Origin of the sequence: Mesorhizobium sp. B2-7-2 (assembly GCF_006440775.1) — a bacterium.
Taxonomy (GTDB): domain Bacteria; phylum Pseudomonadota; class Alphaproteobacteria; order Rhizobiales; family Rhizobiaceae; genus Mesorhizobium.
Window position 1 is genome coordinate 74,106 of record NZ_VFTZ01000005.1, and the last position, 21,934, is coordinate 96,039.

Genomic DNA, 21,934 nt, shown 5'->3' on the forward strand with positions numbered 1-21,934 from the left:
CCCCTACTCCATATTGGTATGCCTGGCGCGCATCGCGTCCGGCGTGGCATTGGTCAGCGCCTGGAGCTTCAGCACCATGATCTCGAACAAAAGAAACAGCGCGCCTTCGAACAGCGAGCCCATCGGCAGCACCGAGCTTCTTGCCTCGCCCTGGTCGCTGGCCATCGTCTGCGCCGGGATGACGAGCGTGAAGTCGGCGAGCTTGGCGGCGCTGCTTGCCGGTTCTGCCGTCAAGAGCAGCACCTTCGCGCCGGCCTCGCGGGCAATCCGCATCAAGGTCAGCACCGTGGCGGTCTCGCCGGGACCTGAGCTCGCCAGGAACACATCCCCTCGCCCCAGCGGCGGCGTGGTCATGTCGCCGACGACCGAGACCGGCAGGCCGAGATGGTAGAGCCGCATGGCGAAGCCCTTGACCTGCAGCGCCTCGCGGCCGCAGCCATAGGCAGCGATCCTGCCGGCATCGACAAGCATTTCGCAGGCGGCGTCGATGCGAGCTTCATCCGTCCGCGCCAGCACCGCGCCAAGCTCGTCCAGCGCAGTCGCGAACATGCCTGATCCAGCTTTGGTCATGACGGCTCACCTTGCCTGCCGGGGCGTCGCTTGCCTCCATGGAATTGCGGCTCGCGACCACGAAAGGCTTGTTTTTGTTCATGCTACCACTGCGAAAATCACTGTCCAACGAGCCTCGGCACTTTTGCTGGGCCACGAGCGTGATAGTGTCATGTCAGACAAATCACTCCGGGACATCGTCAGACATGAAGACACGGCACTTCGACCGCATCGGCAATGGCGGCATCACCTTCACCGAGCTCGGCTTCGGCACCGCGCCGCTCGGCAATCTCTATCGCGCCATCTCCGACGAGGACGCCAATGCCACCCTGGAAGCGGCATGGGCGACCGGCTGCCGCTACTATGATACGGCACCGCTCTACGGCCTCGGCCTGTCGGAAACCCGCCTCAACCCGTTCCTGCGCGGCAGGAAGCGCGACGATTACGTGCTGTCGAGCAAGGTCGGGCGCATCATGCGCGTCGCCCCGCCGGACCAGCGCACCGGCATCGGCAAGTTCTTCGAGACGCCGTCGCGCCGGGAGGTCTACGACTACTCCTATGACGGCGTCATGCGCTCCTTCGAGGCCTCGCTTGAACGTCTAGGTGTCGACCGCATCGACATCCTCTTCGTCCACGACGTCGACATCTTTACCCATGGCAGCAAGGAAGCCTCCGATGCCCGCATCGAGGAGTTCATGTCGTCCGGTTATTACGGTCTGCTTTCGCTGCGCGACCAGGGCGTCATCAAGGCCTTTGGCGGCGGCATCAACGAGTGGCAGGTGGCACAGACACTCGCCGAACGCGGCGATTTCGACCTGTTCCTGCTCGCCGGCCGCTACACGCTGCTCGAACAGGAGGCGCTGCAGTCGTTCCTGCCGCTCTGCCAGAAGCGCGGCATCGGCATCGTGCTGGGCGGCCCCTACAATTCCGGCGTGCTGGCGACCGGCCCGAAGCCAGGAGCCTTCTACAATTACAGCGAGGCGCCGAAGGAGATCCTGGATCGCGTTGCGCGTATCGAAGCTGTCTGCAAGCGCCACAATGTGCGCCTGATCGAGGCGGCGCTCCAATTCCCTCTGCAGCATCCTTCGGTGGTGTCGGTAATCCCTGGCGGCCAGCGGCCGGCCGAGGTCGAAAGCAACCGCGCCCTGCTCGACACCAAGATACCTGCGGCGCTGTGGGCGGATTTGAAACAGGAAGGCCTGATGCGCGCCGACGCGCCGACGGCCTGAGCGGCCGCGAACAGCCGCAAAAAAAGAAAAGCCGGGCTTGCCCGGCTTTTCTGCTCTTAAAAGAAAAGATCTTAGTTGACCGCGTCCTTGAGGCCCTTGCCGGCCGAGAACTTCGGCACGGTGCGCGCCGGAATCTGCACTTCCGCGCCGGTCTGCGGGTTGCGGCCGGTCGAAGCAGCGCGTTTTGACACGGTGAAATTTCCGAAGCCGACAAGCCGGACATCGCCGCCCTTCTTCAGTTCGCCAGTGATCACGGAGAACACCGCGTCGACGGCGGACTGCGCATCAGCCTTCGAAATGCTTGCGGAGTCGGCGACGGCGGACACCAGTTCGTTCTTGTTCATAAAAATTCCCTTCCATGAGAAAACCGGAACCACGACTCATCCGGCAGGAAACGGACTTTAGAAAGAAGCGCTCCGGAACCCAAGCCCGAAAACCGCGGAATTCCGGGCTTTTTTCCACTTTTTCGTGGCTTTTCACATAAAAAAGCCGGGCTTGAAGCCCGGCTCTCTCTTTGTGCGCTGCAATATTAGCAAGAACTAATGAGCAAGCGACTTTCCGGCTTCGTCGCCGCTGTCGACCGGAGCCGGCGCATTGACCGGCTCGACCCACTCGATCGGCTCCGGCATCCTGGTCAGCGCGTGCGCGAGCACCTCGCCGACCCGCGAGACCGGGACGATCTCCATGCCGTTCTTCACATTGTCCGGAATCTCCGCCAAATCCTTGACGTTTTCTTCCGGGATCAGGACCTTCTTGATGCCGCCGCGCAACGCCGCGAGCAGCTTCTCCTTCAGGCCGCCAATCGGCAGAATACGGCCGCGCAGCGTGATCTCGCCGGTCATCGCCACATCGGCGCGGACCGGAATACCCGTCAGCACCGACACGATGGCCGTGGCCATGGCCGCACCGGCGGACGGGCCGTCCTTCGGCGTGGCACCCTCCGGCAAATGCACGTGGATGTCGCGCTTGTCGAACAGCGGCGGCTCGATGCCGAAATCGATGGCGCGCGAGCGAACGTAGGACGCCGCCGCCGAGATCGATTCCTTCATCACGTCGCGCAAATTGCCGGTCACCGTCATGCGACCCTTGCCGGGCATCATGACGCCTTCGACCGTCAGCAGCTCGCCGCCGACTTCCGTCCAGGCAAGACCCGTGACCACGCCGACCTGATCGTCAGCCTCAATCTGGCCGAAGCGGAAGCGCGGCACGCCGAGATAATCGGCGAGGTTGTCCGCCGTGATCTTCACCGTCTTCTTCTTCGTCCGCAGGATCTCGGTCACCGCCTTACGGCCGAGCTTCATCAGCTCGCGCTCCAGGCTGCGCACGCCGGCTTCCCGCGTGTAGGTCTGGATGATGCCGCGGATCGCGTCCTCGCCGACCGAGAATTCGTTCGGCTGCAGGGCATGGTCGCGGATCACCTTGGGCATCAGGTGACGCTTGGCGATCTCGATCTTCTCGTCCTCGGTGTAACCGGCGATACGGATGATCTCCATGCGGTCCATCAGAGGCGCAGGGATGTTCAGCGTGTTCGCCGTCGTCACGAACATCACGCTCGACAGGTCGTATTCGACCTCGAGGTAATGATCCATGAACGTCGAGTTCTGTTCCGGATCGAGCACTTCCAGCAGAGCCGACGACGGATCGCCGCGGAAGTCCTGGCCCATCTTGTCGATCTCATCGAGCAGGAAGAGCGGGTTGGACTTCTTGGCCTTCTTCATCGACTGGATGACCTTGCCGGGCATCGAGCCGATATAGGTCCGCCTGTGGCCACGGATCTCGGCCTCGTCGCGCACGCCGCCGAGCGCCATGCGGATGAACTCGCGGCCGGTGGCCTTGGCGATCGACTTGCCGAGCGAGGTCTTGCCGACGCCGGGCGGGCCGACGAGGCACAGGATCGGCCCCTTCAGCTTCTTCTGGCGGCTCTGCACGGCAAGATACTCGACGATGCGTTCCTTGACCTTGTCGAGGCCGAAGTGATCGGCATCGAGCACGTCCTGCGCAAAGGCGAGATCCTGCTTGACCTTGGAGTTCTTGCCCCACGGGATCGACAAGAGCCAATCGAGATAATTGCGCACGACCGTCGATTCAGCCGACATCGGCGACATCGAGCGCAGCTTCTTCAACTCGGCCTCCGCCTTTTCGCGGGCCTCCTTGGAAAGCTTGGTCTTCTTGATGCGCGCCTCGATCTCGGCGGCTTCGTCGCGGCCGTCCTCGCCCTCGCCGAGCTCCTTCTGGATCGCCTTCATCTGCTCGTTGAGGTAGTACTCGCGCTGCGTCTTCTCCATCTGGCGCTTGACGCGCGAACGGATGCGCTTTTCCACCTGGAGCACGGAGATTTCGGCTTCCATGAAGCCCATCGCCTTCTCCAGACGCTCCTTGACGGAAAGCGTCGCAAGCATCTCCTGCTTCTCGGGAATCTTGATGGCGAGATGCGATGCAACAGTATCGGCGAGCTTGGAATAATCGTCGATCTGGCTGGCGGCACCCACCACTTCGGGCGAGATCTTCTTGTTCAGCTTGACGTAATTCTCGAAGTCGGTGACGACCGAGCGGGCAAGCGCCTCGATTTCGACCTCTTCCTCTTCCGGCTCGGCGAGCGCCGTGGCGCGGGCCTCATGGAAATCGGCACGGTCGGTGAACGAGACGATTTTGGCGCGCGAGGCGCCCTCGACCAGCACCTTCACGGTGCCGTCGGGAAGCTTCAAAAGCTGCAGCACATTGGCGAGCGTGCCGATGTCGAAAATCGCACCGGGCTCAGGATCGTCGTCGGCTGCATTCATCTGGGTGGCAAGCAGGATCTGTTTTTCCTGACCCATCACCTCTTCCAGCGCCTTGATCGACTTTTCACGGCCCACGAAGAGCGGAACGATCATATGCGGGAACACGACGATATCGCGCAGTGGGAGGACTGCGAAAACGCCGTCGCCGGAAGCCTTGGATATCTTGGCCATTGTCCAACCTTTCATGTCGCGGCCGCTTATTTAGCCAACCGCGAATCTTATATTAACGACCGAGCGTCGTTCCGCCTACCACCGTTTGTGACGGGAATTTTACAGCACAGAATTCGGCGCCTCGGCCTTCTGTTGTTAGGTGGATGTAGCCGAGGCAAAGATCAAGGGTTAACACGGTCGTTCGAGCCCTTCCACTGCTCGCCTCCCCGCCCTTGACAGCAAAACGGCGCCACGCGGGCGCCGTTCCATGAAAATTGTCGGGCGCAGTGCCATTTCAGGCGCTGACATTGCCCTTCTTTTCCTTCTGTTCGGAATAGATGTAGAGTGGCCGGGCGTTGCCGGACACCACCTCTTCCGAAATCACCACCTCGCGCACGCCTTCCAGCGCCGGCAGCTCGAACATGGTGTCGAGCAGGATAGCTTCCATGATGGAGCGCAGGCCGCGCGCGCCGGTCTTGCGCTCGATGGCGCGCTTGGCGATCGCCGACAGCGCGTTCTCGTGGAACGTCAGGTCGACATTCTCCATCTCGAACAGCCGCTGATACTGCTTGACCAGCGCGTTCTTCGGTTCGGTCAGGATCTGGATCAGCGCCGGCTCGTCGAGGTCTTCCAGCGTCGCCAGGACCGGCAGACGGCCGACGAATTCCGGGATCAGGCCGAATTTCAGGAGGTCCTCCGGCTCGACCTGGCGGAACAGGTCGCCGGTGCGCCGATCCTCGGGCGAAGCCACGGTGGCGCCGAAGCCGATCGAGGTCTTGCGGCCGCGATCCGAGATGATCTTGTCCAGCCCCGCGAAGGCGCCGCCGCAGATGAACAGGATGTTGGCGGTGTCGACCTGCAGGAATTCCTGCTGCGGATGCTTGCGGCCGCCCTGCGGCGGCACGGAGGCGACCGTGCCTTCCATGATCTTCAGGAGCGCCTGCTGCACGCCCTCGCCCGACACGTCGCGCGTGATCGAGGGATTGTCCGACTTGCGCGAGATCTTGTCGATTTCGTCGATATAGACGATGCCGCGCTGCGCCCGCTCGACATTGTAGTCGGCCGACTGCAACAGCTTCAGGATGATGTTCTCGACGTCCTCGCCGACGTAGCCGGCCTCGGTCAGTGTCGTGGCGTCGGCCATGGTGAACGGCACGTCGATGATGCGGGCCAGCGTCTGCGCTAGAAGCGTCTTGCCGCAGCCGGTCGGGCCGATCAGAAGGATGTTGGACTTGGCCAGCTCGACGTCGTTGTTCTTGCCGGCATGCGCCAGGCGCTTGTAGTGGTTGTGAACCGCCACCGACAGCACGCGCTTGGCATAGGGCTGGCCGATGACGTAGTCGTCGAGGACCTTGAGGATTTCCTGCGGTGTCGGCACGCCTTCGCGCGACTTCACCATCGAGGTCTTGTTCTCCTCGCGGATGATGTCCATGCACAGCTCGACGCATTCGTCGCAGATGAAGACCGTCGGCCCGGCGATCAGCTTGCGGACCTCGTGCTGGCTCTTGCCGCAAAACGAGCAGTAGAGGGTGTTCTTTGAATCACCGCCGCCGTTGCTGACCTTGCTCATTTTTCTGTCCTTTCACCGACGCCGCCGACCGTCTGGCTTTGAGTGACGTCTTCACCAATCTATCGCGGGAATCCGCCGCCGCCAGTGTCCCGGCTCACACAGCGCATTCCGTACGAAACACAAATCAGAAAACGCGGCAATGATTCGCAGCAACCCCATGCAAAGCTAAGCCGTCGAAAATCAACATAGCCTTAACGTAGGCAATCCCAACGCCTGAGGGAACAGCCAAATGTGGCCGAAATGCCGCAAGACGCGCCAAAACCGCGTTATGCTGCCATTTGCCGTCGAGGTCAGGCTGAAGCGGTTGCTGTCTCGACCGCCTCGCGGCTGGAAATGACCTTGTCGATCAGACCGAAGTCCCTGGCCTCGTCCGCGGTCATGAAATGGTCGCGATCGAGCGTCTTCTCGATCTCGTCATAGCTCTTGCCGGTGTGCTTGACATAGACCTCGTTCAAGCGGCGCTTCAGCTTGATGATGTCTTGCGCATGACGTTCGATGTCCGAGGCCTGGCCCTGGAAGCCGCCTGACGGCTGATGGACCATGATCCGGGCGTTCGGCGTGGCAAAGCGCATGTCCTTGTGGCCGGCGGTCAGAAGCAGCGAACCCATCGAAGCAGCCTGGCCGATGCAGAGCGTCGACACCGCCGGCTTGATGAACTGCATCGTGTCGTAGATCGCCATGCCCGAGGTGACGACGCCGCCTGGCGAATTGATATAGAGGTTGATTTCCTTCTTGGGGTTCTCCGCCTCGAGGAACAAAAGCTGTGCACAAACCAGCGTCGCCATCCCGTCCTCGACCGGACCGGTGATGAAGATGATGCGTTCCTTCAAGAGGCGCGAGAAAATGTCATAGGCACGCTCGCCGCGGTTGGTCTGCTCGACCACCATCGGAACGAGGTTCATGTAGGTTTCAACGGGGTTCTTCATGGACTACCCTTGTTGGAGATGGATTCCTGCACCTTGATATATCAGCATTCGCGCGGAATCGTTCTGGATTGGTTACGACCTAAATAGGATGCCGGCTCACCCTAGCGCAAGGCCGCCTCTCCTAGCCATCTGGTTAACTCGAATCAAGCGCGGCAAGCCCGCGGAGCACGGGCGCCCTGGCCTAACGGGACGGGCCCGGTCTCGGCCGGCCCCATAAGCCGCTCGCAAGGTAGCAATTCCTTAACCGCGATGCTTAACGAAAAGCCTTGAAATCGCTGTCCGCCCCCGGAGCTTCCGTTACAGTCCTGCGTTGTGAAGACGTCCTTTTCAACGGGGGAATGTCATGATCCGCAAAAGCTCCGCATCGCTGGCGGCAGTCGCGATGCTTGCCAGCGTCTGTGAAACCGCCGCCGGCGGCCGCGCGCTCGAATGCTACGAGCCGACCCACAGGCCGGCGCTTTACGATACCGTCTACGAGGACGTGATGCTGAGCCCCGGCGGACAGGTGGTCGACTACGATGCGCCGATTTACGGCACCTACCAGGGCGTGGAGCAGATCGCGCCGGCGCGCGTCACTTATGAGAGGGTGCCTGCGGTGACGCGCACGATCTACCACACGGTCAAGGTCGACGATGCCGGCTATGCCTGGGAATGGCGCGTCATCCATGGCCGCAAGGTGCTGTGCAAGGTATGGCGCAAGGCCCGCTATGCGCGCGTCGCCGAAACGGTCGTGATCCAGCCGGAGCGCGTCCGGCGCGTGGTTCAGCCGGCGGAATTTGAAGCGGTTGCCCATGAAGTGCTGGTGCGGCCGCAACAGGTCCGCATCCGGGAAATCCCGCCGTCTTACGGGACGGTAGCGCGTAGAGTGGCGGTGCGGGAAGGTTCGACCAGTTGGCGGCGCGTGCACATTCCGCGGCACTGCCAGGATTAGGCGGTACTTCGCCTGAGGATTGCAGCCGGCCGGGCGACGGTGTCGCCCGGCCGGCCGGAGCTGTCGCCGGCTTAGGCGAGGTCGATGTCGAGGATCGCCATCGAGAAATTGTAGTCGCCGTCGTCCTCGTCCTTGAAGACGATGCCGAGGAATTCGTCGCCGACATAGACTTCGGCCGAGTCTTCCTTGCGCGGACGCGCCTTCACCTGCAGCTTGGGATTTTGGAAGACGCGCTTGAAATAGGCGTCCAGCTTTCTGATTTCGTCAGGCTTCAAAAGACTTCTCCGAAATGTCGGCTTAATTCATGGGAACGCGCTTCTGACACGCCGACGATGGCGATGTAAAGGCAAGCCGACAGGATAACACGTGACAACCGGCACCTGAAAACCGTGGCCGGATTCCGGTCACCAGGCGGGCTGACAGTCTCAGATGTCGAAGCTGACCACGTGGTCCATGCTCTGCGACGGCAGGAGCTGGTCCATCTGTCGCGAAGGCTGGTCGCAGCCGGTTTCCCCCACGACCCGCGCCGGCACGCCGGCAACCGTCTTGTTGTGCGGCACGGGCGACAGCACCACCGAGCCGGCGGCAATCTTCGAGCAATGACCGACCTCGATATTGCCGAGAATCTTGGCGCCGGCGCCAATCAGCACGCCGCGGCGGATCTTCGGATGACGGTCGCCATTGGCCTTGCCGGTGCCGCCCAGCGTCACGCCGTGCAGGATCGACACGTCATCCTCGATGACCGCCGTCTCGCCGACGACCAGCCCGGTGGCGTGATCGATAAAGATACCCTTGCCGATGCGAGCGGCCGGGTTGATATCGGTCTGAAACACCGATGACGACCTGCTCTGCAGGTAGAGCGCGAAGTCCCGGCGGCCATGGTTCCACAGCCAGTGCGCCAGACGATGCGTCTGGATGGCGTGAAAACCCTTGAAATAGAGCACCGGCATGATGAAACGGTCGCAGGCCGGGTCTCGGTCGTAATAGGCCTGGATGTCGACCCGCACCGTCGTGCTCCAGTCGGGATCGTCGTCCAGCATGGCTTTGAAGGTCTGGCGGATGAGATCGGAGCCGATATCCTGGTGGTCGAGGCGCTCGGCAAGCCGGTGGATCACCGCTTCTTCCAGGCTCTCCTGGTTGAGGATCGTCGAATAGAGGAAGGCCGCCAGCAATGGATCGCGGTTCACCGCCTCCATCGCTTCGTCGCGGATCGACCGCCAGATCGGATCGACCGGCTGCACCCTGCTGGGGCGGGCAATCGTAACGCTGTTCATCGACGCTCTCCGGCCTTGCTCATTCTCCGGCGGCACATATAGGCCAGATCATAGCACGGTTGAACTCAATTTTCCTTAGTGCTTTGTCAAATGGACCTGGTTCACGCAAATTCAAGCGGCGATGGAAAACGAACCCTTGATCGACGACGCGCTGAAAAGCGAGCTTGCGGCGCTCTACCGGGCTGCCGATCGCCACTACCATGGCTTGGCCCACATCGAGGCTATGCTGGCGCTGGCGGCCGAATACCGACGGCTTCTGCATGACCCCGAGGCTGTCGAAGCGGCGATCTGGTTTCATGACGCGATCTATGACAGCCGCGCCAAGGACAATGAGGCAAAAAGCGCAGACCTGGCCGAGAAAAAGCTCGCTGGGCGCGTCGATCCGCCTCGCCTCGCCCGCATAGCGGCGATGATCAACGCCACCGCCACCCATCAATTGCCGCCTTTACGCGACGAGAATGCGCTCAACGATGCGGCGCTTTTGCTCGACATGGATCTGGCGATCCTCGGCGCCGAACCCGCGGTCTTCGATGCTTATGAGAAGGCGGTCCGGCTGGAATATGGCTGGGTGGAGGAGCCGATGTGGCGCGCCGGCCGCGCGGCGGTCCTGAAGAGTTTCCTCGCCCGTCCGCATATTTTCTACACATCCGGATTCCGGCAGCGTTTCGAGACCCGGGCAAGGACGAACCTCCAGCGCTCGCTCGCGGCGTTGGAGGGCTGAAAAGCCTAATCCGGAAAAGTCTCCATCCGTTGCGCATAGGGCTTGAATCCCGCGCCTCCATAGACCGACTGGGCGGCCGGATGGTCATAAGTGTCGGTGTGGAGCCAAAGCCTTCGCGGCCGATGCGACCACGCCGCGCGTAACGCCTGGTCGAGCAGGAACGGCCCCAGCCGCTTTCCTTGAAAAGCCGGGACCAGTCCGAAGTGAACGAGCTCGACAGCCTCTTCGCCGACATTGTTGAACTCGCAGAAGCCGGCGGCCTCGCCGGCGACACGCAGCACATGGATGTGCGTGGCGTCATCGGCGAGCAGCTTTTCGAGGTCCGCCTCTGACATGCGCAGTCGCTGGTCCCATTGCACCGGTCCGCCGACGGCACGATAGAGATCGAGATAGCCCGAAAGATCGGGCCTTTCGCGCGCCACGACCGCGACGGGCGACGGTGACGCAAGCGGCACGCCCTGAGGCGGCGCCAGCATCTCCATATAGGTGACCAGCAGATCGACCATTGTCAGCCCAGCAGCGCCGCGCGCTTAGAGCGGGTTCTCGGCGTAGAACTCGAGCACGCGTTGCTTGAAGCTCTTGTCGCCGACGGCGAGCATGTGGTCGCGGCCCTCGATATGAAAGGCACTGGCATTCGGCATCAGCGCCGCAAGCTCGTCCGGCGAACCGCCGATGTCGTCCTTCGTGCCGACGGCAATCAGCGTCGGCTGGGCGATGCGGGCCATGTCATCCTCGCTCAGCAACTCGCGCGACTTTGCGATGCAAGCCGCAAGCGCACGACGGTCGCTGCGCGTCTGATCTGCGAAAGCGCGAAAGGAGCGGCCGCGCGGATGCGTGGTGGCGGCGGGATCCTCCGCCAGCAGGGCAGCCGCGATCGGATCCCAGTCGCCGACGCCGTCGACCATGCCGATGCCGAGGCCGCCGAACACCAGCGTCGCCACCTTCTGCGGATCGGAGAGCGCCAGGAAAGCCGAGACGCGCGCGCCCATCGAATAACCCATGACATGCGCGCGCTCGATGCCGAGATTATCAAGCAGCGCGGCCGCATCGGACGCCATCTTGGCCGGCGTGTAATCGGCCTCGTCATAGCTCTTCGACGACGAGCCATGGCCGCGATGGTCGAAGGCAATCGCCCGGTAGCCGGCGTCGTTCAGCGTCTTGAACCAGCCCGGCGAGACCCAGTTGACGTAGTGGCTGGAGGCAAAGCCGTGGATCATCAGCACCGGGTTGCCCTGCCCCGAGGCCGGTTGGCGATCGAGATAGGCAAGTTCGAAACCGTCATGGGAAAAGAACTGCATCGGCGGAACTGCTTCTCAGTTGGAACTGGAGGCGATAGCCGGGTGGCGCAACAGATCGCCTTCCTTGATGCCGTCCCTGGCGGCTGTGCCGGCCTTGAGTTCAAGCACGAAGCGCACGGGCTGTCCCGGCGAGATGATCGCTTCGGATTCGGGCTCGCCGCGCTTGATGGCTTTGATCCTGCCATCCTCACCGATGAAGATGAGGTCGAGCGCCATCGGCGTGTTCTTCATCCAGAAGTCCACCTCGTCCGTTCTTTCAAAGACGAACAGCATGCCGTGATCGTCTGCCATGGTCCGGCGAAACATTAGTCCTGCCTCGCGTTCGGCTGAGGTATCGGCGATCTCGATGGAGAAGGAACGCTCGCCGGAGCCGGTCGACACCACAAGCGGCGTCCGGTCGATCGGCAGCAGCATCGCATCCGCCGAACTTGGTTTCGCAGCAATGAAACAGGCGGCGAAAACGATCGCGGCGCAGAATATGCCCGCAGTCAGCCAATTGCGATGAACCATGCGTACCTCGTCCAGACGCTCGTCCTAACCCATGATCCGGACAAGTGGAACCGGTTTTCGGACAAGATGGTCGCGCCGCGGCAAAGGGACTTTTCGACTGCGTCGAGAAGCCCTCAGTGCGAGACCGACAAGGTACCCATATCGGGGTGGATTTCGGCGGCCATAAGGCCTTTGTCGCCGCGTCCGAAGCGAACGAGCACGACTTGGCCGGGGCGGAGCTCGGTTATGCCGTAGCGCCGCAGCGTCTCCATGTGGACGAAGATGTCTTCCGTCCCCTCGCCCCGCGTCAGGAAGCCGAAACCCTTGGTGCGGTTGAACCACTTGACCAAGGCTCGCTCGAGGCCGCTCTCCGGGTTGACGGTGACGTGGGTGCGCTGTTCCTGCTCTGCCGGGTGGACGGCCGTCGAGGCATCCATGGAAAGGACGCGGAAAGCCTGCAAGCCGCGCTCGCCCTGTTTCACCAGGCAGACGACCCGCGCGCCCTCGAGCGCCGTCTGGAAACCGTCCCTTCGAAGACATGTCACATGGAGGAGAATATCACCCGAGACGCCGTCGTCCGGAAGAATGAAGCCGTAGCCCTTGGCCACGTCGAACCATTTGATAGCGCCGGCGATTTCGACAAGCTCGGCGGAGTCGCCGCCATTGTCCCGCTGCAAGGCGTCGTCAAGGCTTCCGTCCCGCCTCGTGAAAGAGGCTTTTTCCCCCATAAGAATGCCCCCCTTTTTCCAACTGAACCGCAACTGATTCTTGCCAAGAGATTAACACTGCGGCTTCCGGGGTGTGCAAGGGCTGACGTGCCTTTTTTCACCGTTCAGCACCGGAAAGGCTGAAATGTCCTTTGCCGGCGCTTCCGTAAGCCGAAATCGCAAGGCCTGAAATCGACCGCGCCGCCGCTATTGTCGGACGATTGCCCTTTCACCGGACGGCTCCTATGGTGCCCGCAACCCCAACACTTTGAGGAAGCCGCCATGCGCTATCTGCACACAATGGTCCGCGTCGCCGATATCGACCAGTCGCTCGATTTCTACTGCAACAAGCTCGGCCTCAAGGAGGTGCGCCGCTACGAGAACGAGCAGGGTCGCTACACGCTCATCTTCCTCGCCGCGCCGGAAGACGAGCAGAGCGGCATCGATGAGAAAGCGCCGCTGGTCGAATTGACCTACAATTGGGACCCGGAGGACTATAAGGGCGGCCGCAATTTCGGCCACCTCGCCTACGAGGTCGACGACATCTATGCAACCTGCCAGAAGCTGATGGACAATGGCGTGACCATCAATCGTCCGCCGCGCGACGGCAACATGGCTTTCGTCCGCTCGCCGGACGGCATCTCGATCGAGCTGCTGCAGAAGGGCCCGGCCAAGGCGAAGGCCGAACCATGGGCCTCGATGCCGAACACAGGGGCCTGGTAAATCCGGCGATGCCGCGCCGATCTGGCCGGCCGCCGCCAGAGCAATTCCAGCAAAAGTGTGGGCGGTTTTCCGTTCGGAATTGCGTCAAAACGAAGAGATAGAGCGGTTCGCCGTTTCGGCGAAACGGTGAAACACTCTAGCGTTTCGCCGGGCATCGCCTATCTATCGGGAATTGGCGCCAGCCTCGTCCAGGCTGGCGTTTCTTCATCCGCCAGGAGAATTTCATGCTGACCAGCCGCGCCGATGTCGCCACCGAACATGCCAGCCGCTACCTGCAGCAGCTCTGCAAGCACTGGTCGCATAAATTCCCGGTCGAGTTCGACCCGCGGCACGGCGCCATCCAACTCTCGATCGGCCGCACCGTGATGGACGCCGACGATCAGGCGCTGCACATCGCTGTGGCCGCCGACGATGAAGCGTCGCTGGAGCGGCTTGAGAGCGTGGTCGCCGACCATATCAAGCGCTTCGCCTTCCGCGAGGAATTGAGCTTCGATTGGCAAAAGGCCGCCTGAGCTGGAGCAATTCCGGGAAAAGTGCCTCGAACAGTCAGCCGCCGGCCTTGCCGACCATTTCGAGCAGCGCCAGCACGCTGCGCCAGTTGCGCGCCGTGCCCGGCACCTTCAAGGTACGCGGGATGAGATTGGCGAACACCGATTTGCCGAGACCGTCCGGCGCATGCAGGTAAAGCACGTTGCCCTTGACCTCGAAGCGCTCGGGGCCGGTGCATTTGTCGGCGAGCCGCTTGGTCTCCTCGGCGGTCGGCTCCCGTTCCAGCGCATAGGCGTGCAGCTTGGTCGGCTCGCCGGCGACCTCGGGATAGGGGTTGTCCTTCACCAGCCGCTCGAACCAGCCGGCATCGCGCACCATGATGCGCGAATGAAAACCCCACTTCTTCTCGAAGGCAGCCTCGATCTCCCTGGTCAGCGCCGCCGCGTCCCCCTTCTTCGCCCGGAAGACGACATTGCCGCTCTGCACATAGGTCGCCACGTCTGCGAAGCCGAGACTTTCGAAGAAGGCTTTGAGCTCCGCCATTTTAACGATGCGGTTGCCGCCGACATTGATGCCGGAAAACAGCGCCACGAAAACCGTGCTTTGGTTTGCGCTCATATGATGAATCCCGCCAGCGTCTCGTTATCGGTGATGTCCTGATATTGCACGCCTTCGGCGTCGAAATTGGCTTTCAGCAGGTCGAAATTGCGCCGGTCCTTGGTCTCGATGCCGATCAGCACCGAGCCGAAGTTGCGCGCCGACTTTTTCAGATACTCGAAGCGGGCGATATCGTCGTCGGGACCGAGCATTTCGAGGAAATCGCGCAGCGCGCCCGGCCGTTGCGGGAAGCGGATGATGAAATACTTCTTCAATCCCTCGAAGCGCAGCGCCCTCTCCTTCACGTCCGGCAGCCGCTCGAAGTCGAAATTGCCGCCGGAGACGACGGCGACGATGGTCTTGCCCCTGATCTCCTTGCGCGAAAAATCCTTGAGCGCGTCGATCGCCAGCGCGCCGGCCGGCTCCAGCACGACGCCCTCGACATTGAGCATCTCGATCATGGTGGCGCAGAGCCGGTTCTCCGGAACCAGCCGCACGGCATCGGCGGTGAAGTCCTTGAGATGGCGCAACGGCTCGCGTCCGATCTCGGCCACCGCGGCACCGTCGACAAAATTGTCGACCTTGGCGAGCCTGACCCGCTTGCCGCCGGCAAGGCTCTCGCGCAGGCTCGGCGCGCCCGCCGGCTCGCAGAACACGAAACGCGGGTCGCGATGCTGGTCGGCGAAATAGTGGGTCACACCGGCGGCAAGGCCGCCGCCGCCCACCGGCAGCATGACGATGTCGGGCACCCGCCCGCCCGGCATCTGGGCCGCGATCTCGTAGGCAACCGTCGCCTGGCCCTCGATAATGTCCTTGTGGTCGAAGGGCGGCACCATATGCGCGCCGGCGGTCTCGGTGAATTCGAAGGCGGCGCGGTAGCAATCGTCGAAGAAGTCGCCGACCAGCCTGATCTCGACGAAATCGCCGCCGAACAGCCGCGTCTTGTCGATCTTCTGCTGCGGCGTCGTCACCGGCATGAACACGACGCCCTTCTTGCCGAAATGGCGGCAGACGAAGGCAAAGCCCTGGGCGTGATTGCCTGCCGAGGCGCAGACGAACAGCTCGGCATTGTTGCCGGCGGCGAGCGCCTTGCGGAAGAAGTTGAACGCGCCCCTGATCTTGTAGGAGCGCACCGGCGTCAGGTCCTCACGCTTCAAAAGGATGCGCGCGCCTGTCTTCTTGGACAGGTAATCGTTCTCCTGCAGCGGCGTTTCCGGAAAGATTTCGCGGATCGCCTCGGCGGCAGCGGCGACGCGAGAAGAGAAGCTGTTCAATAGAAGTCCCTCATTTGGTCTCGGCGGTACGCCAGGACAGCCGTATCCCGTGCCGGCAACCTTCCTGCCGCCGTTTTGGCTTTCGCGCAACAGTGCAATGGCCGTCGCCCGACGCTGAGCCAATTTCCACTGGACACGACTTACTTTAGCCGCACTTCGGCTGTCCGGGAGATTTCCGCGGAGGTGGACGGCCAATCGTGGCCGCGGTGGAATTGCCAGTGAAAGTGTCGACGTGCGGTTGAAGACAATTCTGATCATTGCCTTTGCCCTGCTGATAGCAGGCTGCGCGGGCCACCAGACGCAGGAAATCCTGGGCAGCGTCGTCGTGCCGACGACGGCGACCGAGATCGCCGGCAACCACTCGATCTTCATCGCCACGACCCGCAAGCGCTCCGACGACCCGAACAAGGTTTTTGACGGCGAACGCTCGGCGACCCTCAACTATGCGCGTGTCAACGTCACCGTTCCCCCCATTCACCAGACCGGCCAGATCGAGCGCCGTTCGCGCGGCAAGTCGAATGACCCGACGAAATATTTCATGGCCTCCGAAGTCGTCGGCTACGACACGCAGCCGAAATTCGCCAGCGCCCTCAACGCCGACATCGACGCCCGCGGCGGCCGCGTCATGGTTTTCGTCCACGGCTACAACACCGGCTTCGACGACGCCGTCTATCGGCTGACCCAGATCGTCCATGATTCCGGCTATCCGGGCACGCCGGTGCTGTTTTCCTGGGCCTCCGGCGCCAAGACCACCGACTATGTCTATGACAAGGAAAGCGCCGCCGCCGCCCGCGACCAGCTGGAGGTGACGTTGCGGATGCTGGCGCAGACCGGCGCCCGGCGCATCGACATTGTCGCCCATTCGATGGGAACCTGGGTGACGATGGAAACGCTGCGCCAGCTTGCCATCACCGGCGACCGCGATCTCGGCGGCAAGCTCGGCGACGTTGTGCTCGCCTCGCCCGACATCGATGTCGACGTCTTCAAGAGCCAGATGCGCCGCTACGGCAAGCCGGACAAGCCCTTCATCCTGCTCCTGTCGGACGACGACCGGGCGCTGCGGCTCTCCGGCCTGATCGCCGGCGCGCGGCCGCGCGTCGGCGACTATCGTGATGCCGCAGATCTCGCCTCCTATGGCGTCACGGTGGTCGACCTCTCCAAGATCAAGGGCGTCGACAGTTTCAACCACACCAAATTCGCCGACAATCCGATGATGGTGCAGATGATCGGACAGCGGCTGCGTGAGGACGATGGCTTTGCCAGCGATCGTGATGTGACGGACCGCATCCGTCAGCTGGCTGCGCAGTAACCGTATCGGTGCGGGTTCCGCGCCGCAGGGACTTTGAACTGGACCCGGCCGCTCTCTGGCTTTATCGCAGTAGCAAGAGACGTTGCCGCCTTGGGGGACCCCGGGTGACTGTGCATGTGAAGATCGTTGTCGGCCTTGCCTTCACGCTCGCCCTCGCCGGCTGCGCCGGTCCCACGCATGATCTTCTCAACCGCAAAACAGTTACAGCGCCTGCCTCCGACATTGCCGCCACGCATGAGATCTTCGTCGCCACCACCCGCCAGCAGGCGACCAAGGATCCGCGCCAGGTCTTCGACGGCGACCGTTCGCTGACCACCAGCTACGCCCGCGTCGACGTCACCGTGCCGAAGATCCACCAGGTCGGCGCGATCGAGCGCGCCAAGGGCTCGGCTGACTCCAATCCGGCCAAGCAGTTCACCGCCACCGATGTCGTCCGCTATGGCGACGCGCGGCAATTCGCCAAGGCGGTCGGGGCCGACATTTCCATGCGCGGCGACCGTGCCCTGGTGTTCGTGCACGGCTTCAACAACGGTTTCGACGACGGTATCTACCGCATCACGCAGATAGCGCATGACACCAAATATCCCGGAACGCCGGTGCTGTTCTCGTGGGCATCGAGCGCCAAGGCGACCGGCTACATCTACGACAAGGACAGTTCGACAGCCGCGCGCGACGATCTCGAGGCGACGCTGCGGATGCTTGCCAAGACACGCGTCAAGAGCATCGACATCATCGCCCATTCGATGGGCACCTGGCTGACGATGGAGGCGCTGCGCCAGCTCGCCATCACTGGCGACCGCGATCTCGGCGGCAAGCTCGGTTACGTCATCCTCGCCTCGCCCGACATCGACGTCGATGTCTTCAAGAAGCAGATGATCCGCTACGGCAAGCCGGACAAACCCTTTGCCATTCTGCTTTCGGGCGACGACCGGGCGTTGAAGCTGTCAAGCTTCATTTCCGGCGACAAGCCGCGCGTCGGCGACTACGGCAACGCGGCCGACCTCGCCGATTACGGCGTGACGGTGGTCGACCTGACCCACGCCAAGGGCGGCGACGGCGGCCTGAACCATGCCAAATTCGCAGACAATCCGATCCTGGTGCAATTGCTGGGCAACCGGCTGCGCACGCCGGCCGGCCTTGCTTCGGACGAGCCCGACCCGACGCAGCTCAACAATATCGGCCAGGGTCTCGGCAAGGCGGTCGGCTCTGTCGCCGAGGTCGTCATCACCACGCCGTTCAGGGTGTTGACCATCGCCACCGGCGGATAGCTGACGCTCAGATAAAAAGATCGACCTTCTGGAACGTCGTCACGTCGACCAGGCCGACGTCCGAGATCCTGAGCTCCGGAATGACCACCAGCGCCAGCAGCGAGTGCTGCATATAGGCGTTGTTGAGCGAGCAGCCGACCTTGCGCATCGCCTCGGTCAGTTGATCGGCCTTGGCCGCGACGATCTCGGCGCGTTCGTCGGACATCAGGCCGGCGATCGGCATCTCGACCAGCGCCAGTTCCTTGCCCTCGGAATAAAGCACGACGCCGCCGCCCACCTCGCTCAGCCGGTTGACGGCCAAGGCCATATCCTCCTTGTTGGTGCCGACGACGATGATGTGGTGCGCGTCATGCGCCACGCTGGACGCCATTGCGCAGTCTTTCACATAGCCGAAGCCGGAGACGAAGGCATTGGTGACGCCGCCCGTGCCGCGATGCCGCTCGACCAGGGCGATCTGGCAGATGTCGTTGCGGCGATCCATGGCGACCAGCCCGTCTTCGACCGGCAGGTCGGCTTCCAGAGCCCGCGTCGGCGCCTGGTTCTCGATCACGCCGATCACCCGCGCCCGCACCTCGTTGGCGCCTTGCGGCGCGGAAATGTCAAAGTCCTTCGCCGCGAGCTTCTTGCCGAGCTTGACCGTGTTCTTTGCGGATTGCGGATAGTCGTAGGCCGCAATGTCGATCTCCAGCTTGCCGCCCTTCGCCAGCCGGACGCCGCGGGCATAGACCTCGTCGATGGTCATCCGGGCAAGGTCCGAAACGATCAGCAGATCGGCCAGCCGTCCGGGCGCGATGGAGCCGATCTCGCGCTCCAGCCTGAAATGCTGCGCCGTGTTGAGCGTCGCCATCTGGATCGCCGTCACCGGCTTCAGCCCCTGGCTGATGGCGTGCCGCACCACCCGGTCCATATGACCTTCATGCACAAGCGTGCCGGAATGGCTGTCATCGGTGCACAGGATGAAGTTGCGCGGGTCGATGCCGCCTTCGGTCACCGCCTTGATCTGCGCCGCCACGTCGTACCAGGCCGAGCCCAGCCTCAACATCGCCTTCATGCCCTGGCGCACGCGCGCGATCGCATCCTCCGCGCGCGTGCCTTCATGGTCGTCGTCCGCCCCGCCGGCGACGTAGCCGTGAAACGGCAGGCCGAGATCGGGCGACGCATAGTGCCCGCCGACCGTCTTGCCGGCCTTGACCGTCTCGGCGATCTCGCCCGACATCACCGGATCGTTGGCGACAACGCCGGGGAAATTCATCACCTCGCCAAGCCCGATGATGTTTTCCCAGGTCATGGCCTCGGCAACGTCGGCGACCGTCAATTCGGCGCCGGCATGCTCCAGCCCCGGCGCCGACGGCACGCAGGACGGCATCTGCACATGCACGTTGATCGGCATCGCGACCGCCTCGTCATGCATCAGGCGCACGCCCGGCAGTCCAAGCACATTGGCGATCTCATGCGGATCGATGAACATCGAGGTCGTGCCGTGCGGGATGACGGCGCGGCAGAACTCCGTCACCGTCACCATGCCGCTCTCGACATGCATATGCGCGTCGCAAAGGCCGGGCACCAGATAGCGCCCGCCGGCATCGACGACCTTCGTCCGCTGCCCGATGGCATGGCCGGCGTTCGGCCCGCAATAGGCGAAGCGGCCGGCTGCGATCGCGATATCGGTGCCGGGGATGATCTCGCCCGAATGGACGTTCACCCAGCGACCGTTGCGGATGACCAGATCGGCCGGCTTCCGGCCCATCGCGACGTCGACCAGATGTGTCGCCACTTCCGTCCACGGCTTTGGCTTGGCGGCGCTAGTCGGCTTGGCGTTCGTCATGGGCTTTGAGTCCTCTGCGTAGGTCACTTTGGCAAATGTCGGCGTCCGGAGCCAGAGCATCAGGTCGTAAACCACTGTTGCAGAGATGCAATTCCGTTTCGCGGCGAATGGGGCTAGTCTGTTTCGAGGAGTCGTTCGAAACCGCCATTTCGGAGCGATCGATGCGTCGACTGACGCTTGCCAGTGCCGGCTTTCTTGTCCTGCTGTCCGGGTCCGCCCGGGCGGCGGATCTGGGTGCCGATCTGCCGATGACCGCGGCCGGCTTCGACTGGACCGGCTATTACGCCGGCCTGCAGGCCGGCTATGGCTGGGGCCGCTCCGACATCAGCGGCGACGGTGGCGGTCCGTTTTCGGTCAAGCCCGACATCGACGGCGGTTTCGTCGGCGGCCATGTCGCGGGGCTCTGGCAATTCGACCAGGCTGTGATCGGCGCCGAGGCCGATCTTAACTACGCCTCGATCGACGGCACCGCCGAGGCCGGCCCGGCAAACACATTCGGCACCGACATCAAATGGTTCGGATCGATCGATGCCAAAGCCGGTTACTCCATGGATCGCGTGCTGATCTACGGCATCGGCGGCGTCGCTTTCGCCGGCATTGAGACCTCACAGGCGGCAGGCACGGCCTTTGCCCAAACCCGCACCAGCACCGGCTGGACGCTCGGCGCCGGCGTCGACTATGCCTTGACCAACAATGTCGTCGTCGGCGCGCAATACCGCTACTACGATTTCGGCAAGGAGCATTTCGATGCGCCGGACACCTTCGCCGACCGTGACCAGGACGTGAAGCTGCAGACGCTGGGCGTGAATTTCAGCTATAAATTCTAGGGTTTGCGGCACCGCGACGACGCGCAACACCCCTTCCGCATCTCTTGAAAATTCAGGTGGCCGGCGCCCGCAGGGGGCGGGGGAATGGGTAGGGGCCTGATGGACGCCGGCCTCGGCGGATCGATCCGCCACGGCGCAAACATTAGCGTTCCCAGGGCAGGCCGTAATAGCGTGATCGCGCCACTTTCCCACCGCCCTGTCCCGCCTAGCGGACATGCTTGGCTGAACGGTCAGGATCGGTCCGAAGCCCTCTTTCCTTCAGGCATGGCCTCGAGGCACTCCTCCAGCCGCCGCAGCCGGGCCTTTTGCCAGCGCAACGTGTGAGCGACCTCGTGCAGGTTCCATTTGGCCTTCGAATTGGCGGCCTCGATCAGCCCTCGTTCGAGCCGACCGATCTCGCGGCGCAGCTGCCGCGCCTCCTCCTCCCGCAGTCCCCTGATCCAGCCTGGCCCACGCATGGTTCCACCATCAAAGCCGGCCATAGACTCGCACACAAACGCTAATGGGATCGGTTCGGAGAAACTGGCATTTTAAATATCACTAATATTAAATCTGCGCCTGAGAACGGGCAGGACGGCGGCACAAAGTCCAGCCGATCCGAAACATGGCTTGACGGCTCATATCAGGCATCTGAAAAGGGCACGCCTGCGGACGTGGCGGAATTGGTAGACGCAAGGGACTTAAAATCCCTCGATCTCTGATCGTACGGGTTCGATTCCCGTCGTCCGCACCACCCTTCGCTCTTCGACGAGTCCTCCGAAGCCCTGGCGTAGGAGGAGCTTCGGGTGGCAGACCAAGCGAGCTGGTTAGAGAAAGGACTGTCCTCCGAAGCCCTGGCGTAGGAGGCACGGCCGGCTGAGGTTTTCACTGTTAAGCGCACTGGCCTCAGCTCCACCAGCAGCTGCAGGAAGCCTATCCTGTCGATAAATACATTGACAAAAGATGGTAGATTGTATACATAAAGATTGACATCATTGCCGATATCGTCAACACATGAG

Annotated in this window: 23 protein-coding genes and 1 tRNA gene; 9 read left to right on the forward strand and 15 right to left on the reverse strand. The window is 62.6% G+C overall.

Annotated elements, in window-relative coordinates:
* Nucleotides 1–3: 3 nt before the first annotated feature.
* Entirely contained in the window at nt 4–570 is a 567-nt protein-coding gene (gene hxlB, locus FJ425_RS08810; protein WP_140627501.1) for a 6-phospho-3-hexuloisomerase, read from the reverse strand.
* Between the two features lie 185 nt (nt 571–755).
* On the opposite strand from hxlB, the gene FJ425_RS08815 reads away from it, so the two are divergent.
* Nucleotides 756–1,778 (forward strand): aldo/keto reductase, encoded by a 1,023-nt coding sequence (locus tag FJ425_RS08815; RefSeq protein WP_140627499.1) that lies wholly within the window; start codon nt 756–758, stop codon nt 1,776–1,778.
* A 71-nt stretch (nt 1,779–1,849) separates the two neighbouring features.
* Here FJ425_RS08815 and hupB read toward each other — a convergent pair whose 3' ends face one another.
* The 4 genes from hupB to FJ425_RS08835 all read right to left on the reverse strand — a co-directional run bounded on the left by hupB (nt 1,850) and on the right by FJ425_RS08835 (nt 7,204).
* The gene (gene hupB / locus FJ425_RS08820; protein ID WP_140532907.1) at nt 1,850–2,122 is read right to left on the reverse strand and encodes a DNA-binding protein HupB; all 273 of its coding nucleotides are present in this window, start codon (nt 2,120–2,122) and stop codon (nt 1,850–1,852) included.
* Nucleotides 2,123–2,317: 195 nt separating this feature from the next.
* Entirely contained in the window at nt 2,318–4,729 is a 2,412-nt protein-coding gene (lon, locus tag FJ425_RS08825; RefSeq protein ID WP_140542609.1) for an endopeptidase La, read from the reverse strand.
* Nucleotides 4,730–5,003: 274 nt separating this feature from the next.
* Nucleotides 5,004–6,278, reverse strand: a complete 1,275-nt coding sequence (gene clpX, locus FJ425_RS08830; protein ID WP_040981372.1) for an ATP-dependent Clp protease ATP-binding subunit ClpX — start codon at nt 6,276–6,278, stop codon at nt 5,004–5,006.
* Nucleotides 6,279–6,568: 290 nt separating this feature from the next.
* Nucleotides 6,569–7,204 carry an ATP-dependent Clp protease proteolytic subunit gene (locus FJ425_RS08835; RefSeq protein ID WP_095765152.1) on the reverse strand — a complete coding sequence of 212 codons (636 nt, stop codon included), beginning with the start codon at nt 7,202–7,204 and terminating at the stop codon, nt 6,569–6,571.
* Nucleotides 7,205–7,547: 343 nt separating this feature from the next.
* On the opposite strand from FJ425_RS08835, the gene FJ425_RS08840 reads away from it, so the two are divergent.
* On the forward strand, nt 7,548–8,135 hold the full coding sequence (locus tag FJ425_RS08840) for a hypothetical protein (protein WP_140722781.1): 588 nt from the start codon (nt 7,548–7,550) through the stop codon (nt 8,133–8,135).
* A gap of 71 nt (nt 8,136–8,206) precedes the next feature.
* On the opposite strand, the gene FJ425_RS08845 is transcribed toward FJ425_RS08840, so the two are convergent.
* Nucleotides 8,207–8,410: a DUF3126 family protein gene (locus tag FJ425_RS08845; protein WP_027166457.1), complete on the reverse strand. Its 204-nt coding sequence runs from the start codon at nt 8,408–8,410 to the stop codon at nt 8,207–8,209.
* Between the two features lie 150 nt (nt 8,411–8,560).
* The gene (gene cysE, locus FJ425_RS08850; protein ID WP_140546669.1) at nt 8,561–9,409 is read right to left on the reverse strand and encodes a serine O-acetyltransferase; all 849 of its coding nucleotides are present in this window, start codon (nt 9,407–9,409) and stop codon (nt 8,561–8,563) included.
* A 121-nt stretch (nt 9,410–9,530) separates the two neighbouring features.
* On the opposite strand from cysE, the gene FJ425_RS08855 reads away from it, so the two are divergent.
* Nucleotides 9,531–10,130, forward strand: a complete 600-nt coding sequence (locus tag FJ425_RS08855; RefSeq protein ID WP_140627495.1) for a hypothetical protein — start codon at nt 9,531–9,533, stop codon at nt 10,128–10,130.
* A gap of 5 nt (nt 10,131–10,135) precedes the next feature.
* On the opposite strand, the gene FJ425_RS08860 is transcribed toward FJ425_RS08855, so the two are convergent.
* From FJ425_RS08860 to FJ425_RS08875, 4 genes are all read right to left on the reverse strand, one after another.
* Nucleotides 10,136–10,636, reverse strand: a complete 501-nt coding sequence (locus FJ425_RS08860; protein ID WP_140546667.1) for a GNAT family N-acetyltransferase — start codon at nt 10,634–10,636, stop codon at nt 10,136–10,138.
* A 24-nt stretch (nt 10,637–10,660) separates the two neighbouring features.
* Entirely contained in the window at nt 10,661–11,428 is a 768-nt protein-coding gene (locus tag FJ425_RS08865; RefSeq protein ID WP_140546666.1) for an alpha/beta hydrolase, read from the reverse strand.
* 15 nt (nt 11,429–11,443) lie between these two features.
* Complete coding sequence (locus FJ425_RS08870; RefSeq protein ID WP_140546665.1) at nt 11,444–11,938, reverse strand: DUF192 domain-containing protein; 495 nt, start codon at nt 11,936–11,938, stop codon at nt 11,444–11,446.
* A gap of 113 nt (nt 11,939–12,051) precedes the next feature.
* On the reverse strand, nt 12,052–12,645 hold the full coding sequence (locus FJ425_RS08875; RefSeq protein WP_095765583.1) for a cold-shock protein: 594 nt from the start codon (nt 12,643–12,645) through the stop codon (nt 12,052–12,054).
* A 261-nt stretch (nt 12,646–12,906) separates the two neighbouring features.
* On the opposite strand from FJ425_RS08875, the gene gloA reads away from it, so the two are divergent.
* Entirely contained in the window at nt 12,907–13,347 is a 441-nt protein-coding gene (gene gloA / locus FJ425_RS08880) for a lactoylglutathione lyase (RefSeq protein WP_140546664.1), read from the forward strand.
* 224 nt (nt 13,348–13,571) lie between these two features.
* Entirely contained in the window at nt 13,572–13,859 is a 288-nt protein-coding gene (locus FJ425_RS08885) for a DUF2218 domain-containing protein (protein ID WP_140546663.1), read from the forward strand.
* A 34-nt stretch (nt 13,860–13,893) separates the two neighbouring features.
* Here FJ425_RS08885 and FJ425_RS08890 read toward each other — a convergent pair whose 3' ends face one another.
* Nucleotides 13,894–14,454 carry a DUF1697 domain-containing protein gene (locus tag FJ425_RS08890; RefSeq protein WP_140722784.1) on the reverse strand — a complete coding sequence of 187 codons (561 nt, stop codon included), beginning with the start codon at nt 14,452–14,454 and terminating at the stop codon, nt 13,894–13,896.
* A complete protein-coding gene (gene ilvA / locus FJ425_RS08895; protein WP_140722787.1) occupies nt 14,451–15,707 on the reverse strand; it encodes a threonine ammonia-lyase IlvA in 1,257 nt (418 codons plus the stop codon). The genes FJ425_RS08890 and ilvA overlap by 4 nt, the downstream gene beginning before the upstream one ends.
* Nucleotides 15,708–15,939: 232 nt before the next feature.
* Here ilvA and FJ425_RS08900 point away from each other — a divergent pair, with 232 nt between their 5' ends.
* Nucleotides 15,940–17,016, forward strand: a complete 1,077-nt coding sequence (locus FJ425_RS08900; protein ID WP_140627485.1) for an alpha/beta hydrolase — start codon at nt 15,940–15,942, stop codon at nt 17,014–17,016.
* Between the two features lie 104 nt (nt 17,017–17,120).
* Nucleotides 17,121–18,284: an alpha/beta hydrolase gene (locus FJ425_RS08905; RefSeq protein WP_140722790.1), complete on the forward strand. Its 1,164-nt coding sequence runs from the start codon at nt 17,121–17,123 to the stop codon at nt 18,282–18,284.
* A 7-nt stretch (nt 18,285–18,291) separates the two neighbouring features.
* On the opposite strand, the gene ade is transcribed toward FJ425_RS08905, so the two are convergent.
* Nucleotides 18,292–20,109 carry an adenine deaminase gene (ade, locus tag FJ425_RS08910; RefSeq protein WP_140722793.1) on the reverse strand — a complete coding sequence of 606 codons (1,818 nt, stop codon included), beginning with the start codon at nt 20,107–20,109 and terminating at the stop codon, nt 18,292–18,294.
* A gap of 161 nt (nt 20,110–20,270) precedes the next feature.
* Between ade and FJ425_RS08915 the strand changes: the two genes are divergently transcribed.
* Nucleotides 20,271–20,936 (forward strand): outer membrane protein, encoded by a 666-nt coding sequence (locus FJ425_RS08915; RefSeq protein WP_140722795.1) that lies wholly within the window; start codon nt 20,271–20,273, stop codon nt 20,934–20,936.
* 230 nt (nt 20,937–21,166) lie between these two features.
* On the opposite strand, the gene FJ425_RS08920 is transcribed toward FJ425_RS08915, so the two are convergent.
* Nucleotides 21,167–21,418: a hypothetical protein gene (locus tag FJ425_RS08920; RefSeq protein WP_246673181.1), complete on the reverse strand. Its 252-nt coding sequence runs from the start codon at nt 21,416–21,418 to the stop codon at nt 21,167–21,169.
* 165 nt (nt 21,419–21,583) lie between these two features.
* Between FJ425_RS08920 and FJ425_RS08925 the strand changes: the two genes are divergently transcribed.
* A tRNA-Leu gene (locus tag FJ425_RS08925) sits at nt 21,584–21,669 on the forward strand.
* Nucleotides 21,670–21,934: the final 265 nt, after the last annotated feature.

Coding starts and splice junctions, on each gene's coding strand:
- hxlB (WP_140627501.1), bottom strand. CDS start 570: ATGACCAAAGCTGGATCAGGCATGTTCGCGACTGCGCTGGACGAGCTT.
- FJ425_RS08860 (WP_140546667.1), bottom strand. CDS start 10,636: ATGGTCGATCTGCTGGTCACCTATATGGAGATGCTGGCGCCGCCTCAG.
- FJ425_RS08815 (WP_140627499.1), top strand. CDS start 756: ATGAAGACACGGCACTTCGACCGCATCGGCAATGGCGGCATCACCTTC.
- ade (WP_140722793.1), bottom strand. CDS start 20,109: ATGACGAACGCCAAGCCGACTAGCGCCGCCAAGCCAAAGCCGTGGACG.
- FJ425_RS08890 (WP_140722784.1), bottom strand. CDS start 14,454: ATGAGCGCAAACCAAAGCACGGTTTTCGTGGCGCTGTTTTCCGGCATC.
- clpX (WP_040981372.1), bottom strand. CDS start 6,278: ATGAGCAAGGTCAGCAACGGCGGCGGTGATTCAAAGAACACCCTCTAC.
- FJ425_RS08915 (WP_140722795.1), top strand. CDS start 20,271: ATGCGTCGACTGACGCTTGCCAGTGCCGGCTTTCTTGTCCTGCTGTCC.
- FJ425_RS08875 (WP_095765583.1), bottom strand. CDS start 12,645: ATGGGGGAAAAAGCCTCTTTCACGAGGCGGGACGGAAGCCTTGACGAC.
- FJ425_RS08865 (WP_140546666.1), bottom strand. CDS start 11,428: ATGCAGTTCTTTTCCCATGACGGTTTCGAACTTGCCTATCTCGATCGC.
- lon (WP_140542609.1), bottom strand. CDS start 4,729: ATGGCCAAGATATCCAAGGCTTCCGGCGACGGCGTTTTCGCAGTCCTC.
- FJ425_RS08835 (WP_095765152.1), bottom strand. CDS start 7,204: ATGAAGAACCCCGTTGAAACCTACATGAACCTCGTTCCGATGGTGGTC.
- FJ425_RS08870 (WP_140546665.1), bottom strand. CDS start 11,938: ATGGTTCATCGCAATTGGCTGACTGCGGGCATATTCTGCGCCGCGATC.
- cysE (WP_140546669.1), bottom strand. CDS start 9,409: ATGAACAGCGTTACGATTGCCCGCCCCAGCAGGGTGCAGCCGGTCGAT.
- FJ425_RS08840 (WP_140722781.1), top strand. CDS start 7,548: ATGATCCGCAAAAGCTCCGCATCGCTGGCGGCAGTCGCGATGCTTGCC.
- FJ425_RS08885 (WP_140546663.1), top strand. CDS start 13,572: ATGCTGACCAGCCGCGCCGATGTCGCCACCGAACATGCCAGCCGCTAC.
- hupB (WP_140532907.1), bottom strand. CDS start 2,122: ATGAACAAGAACGAACTGGTGTCCGCCGTCGCCGACTCCGCAAGCATT.
- FJ425_RS08855 (WP_140627495.1), top strand. CDS start 9,531: ATGGAAAACGAACCCTTGATCGACGACGCGCTGAAAAGCGAGCTTGCG.
- FJ425_RS08920 (WP_246673181.1), bottom strand. CDS start 21,418: ATGGCCGGCTTTGATGGTGGAACCATGCGTGGGCCAGGCTGGATCAGG.
- gloA (WP_140546664.1), top strand. CDS start 12,907: ATGCGCTATCTGCACACAATGGTCCGCGTCGCCGATATCGACCAGTCG.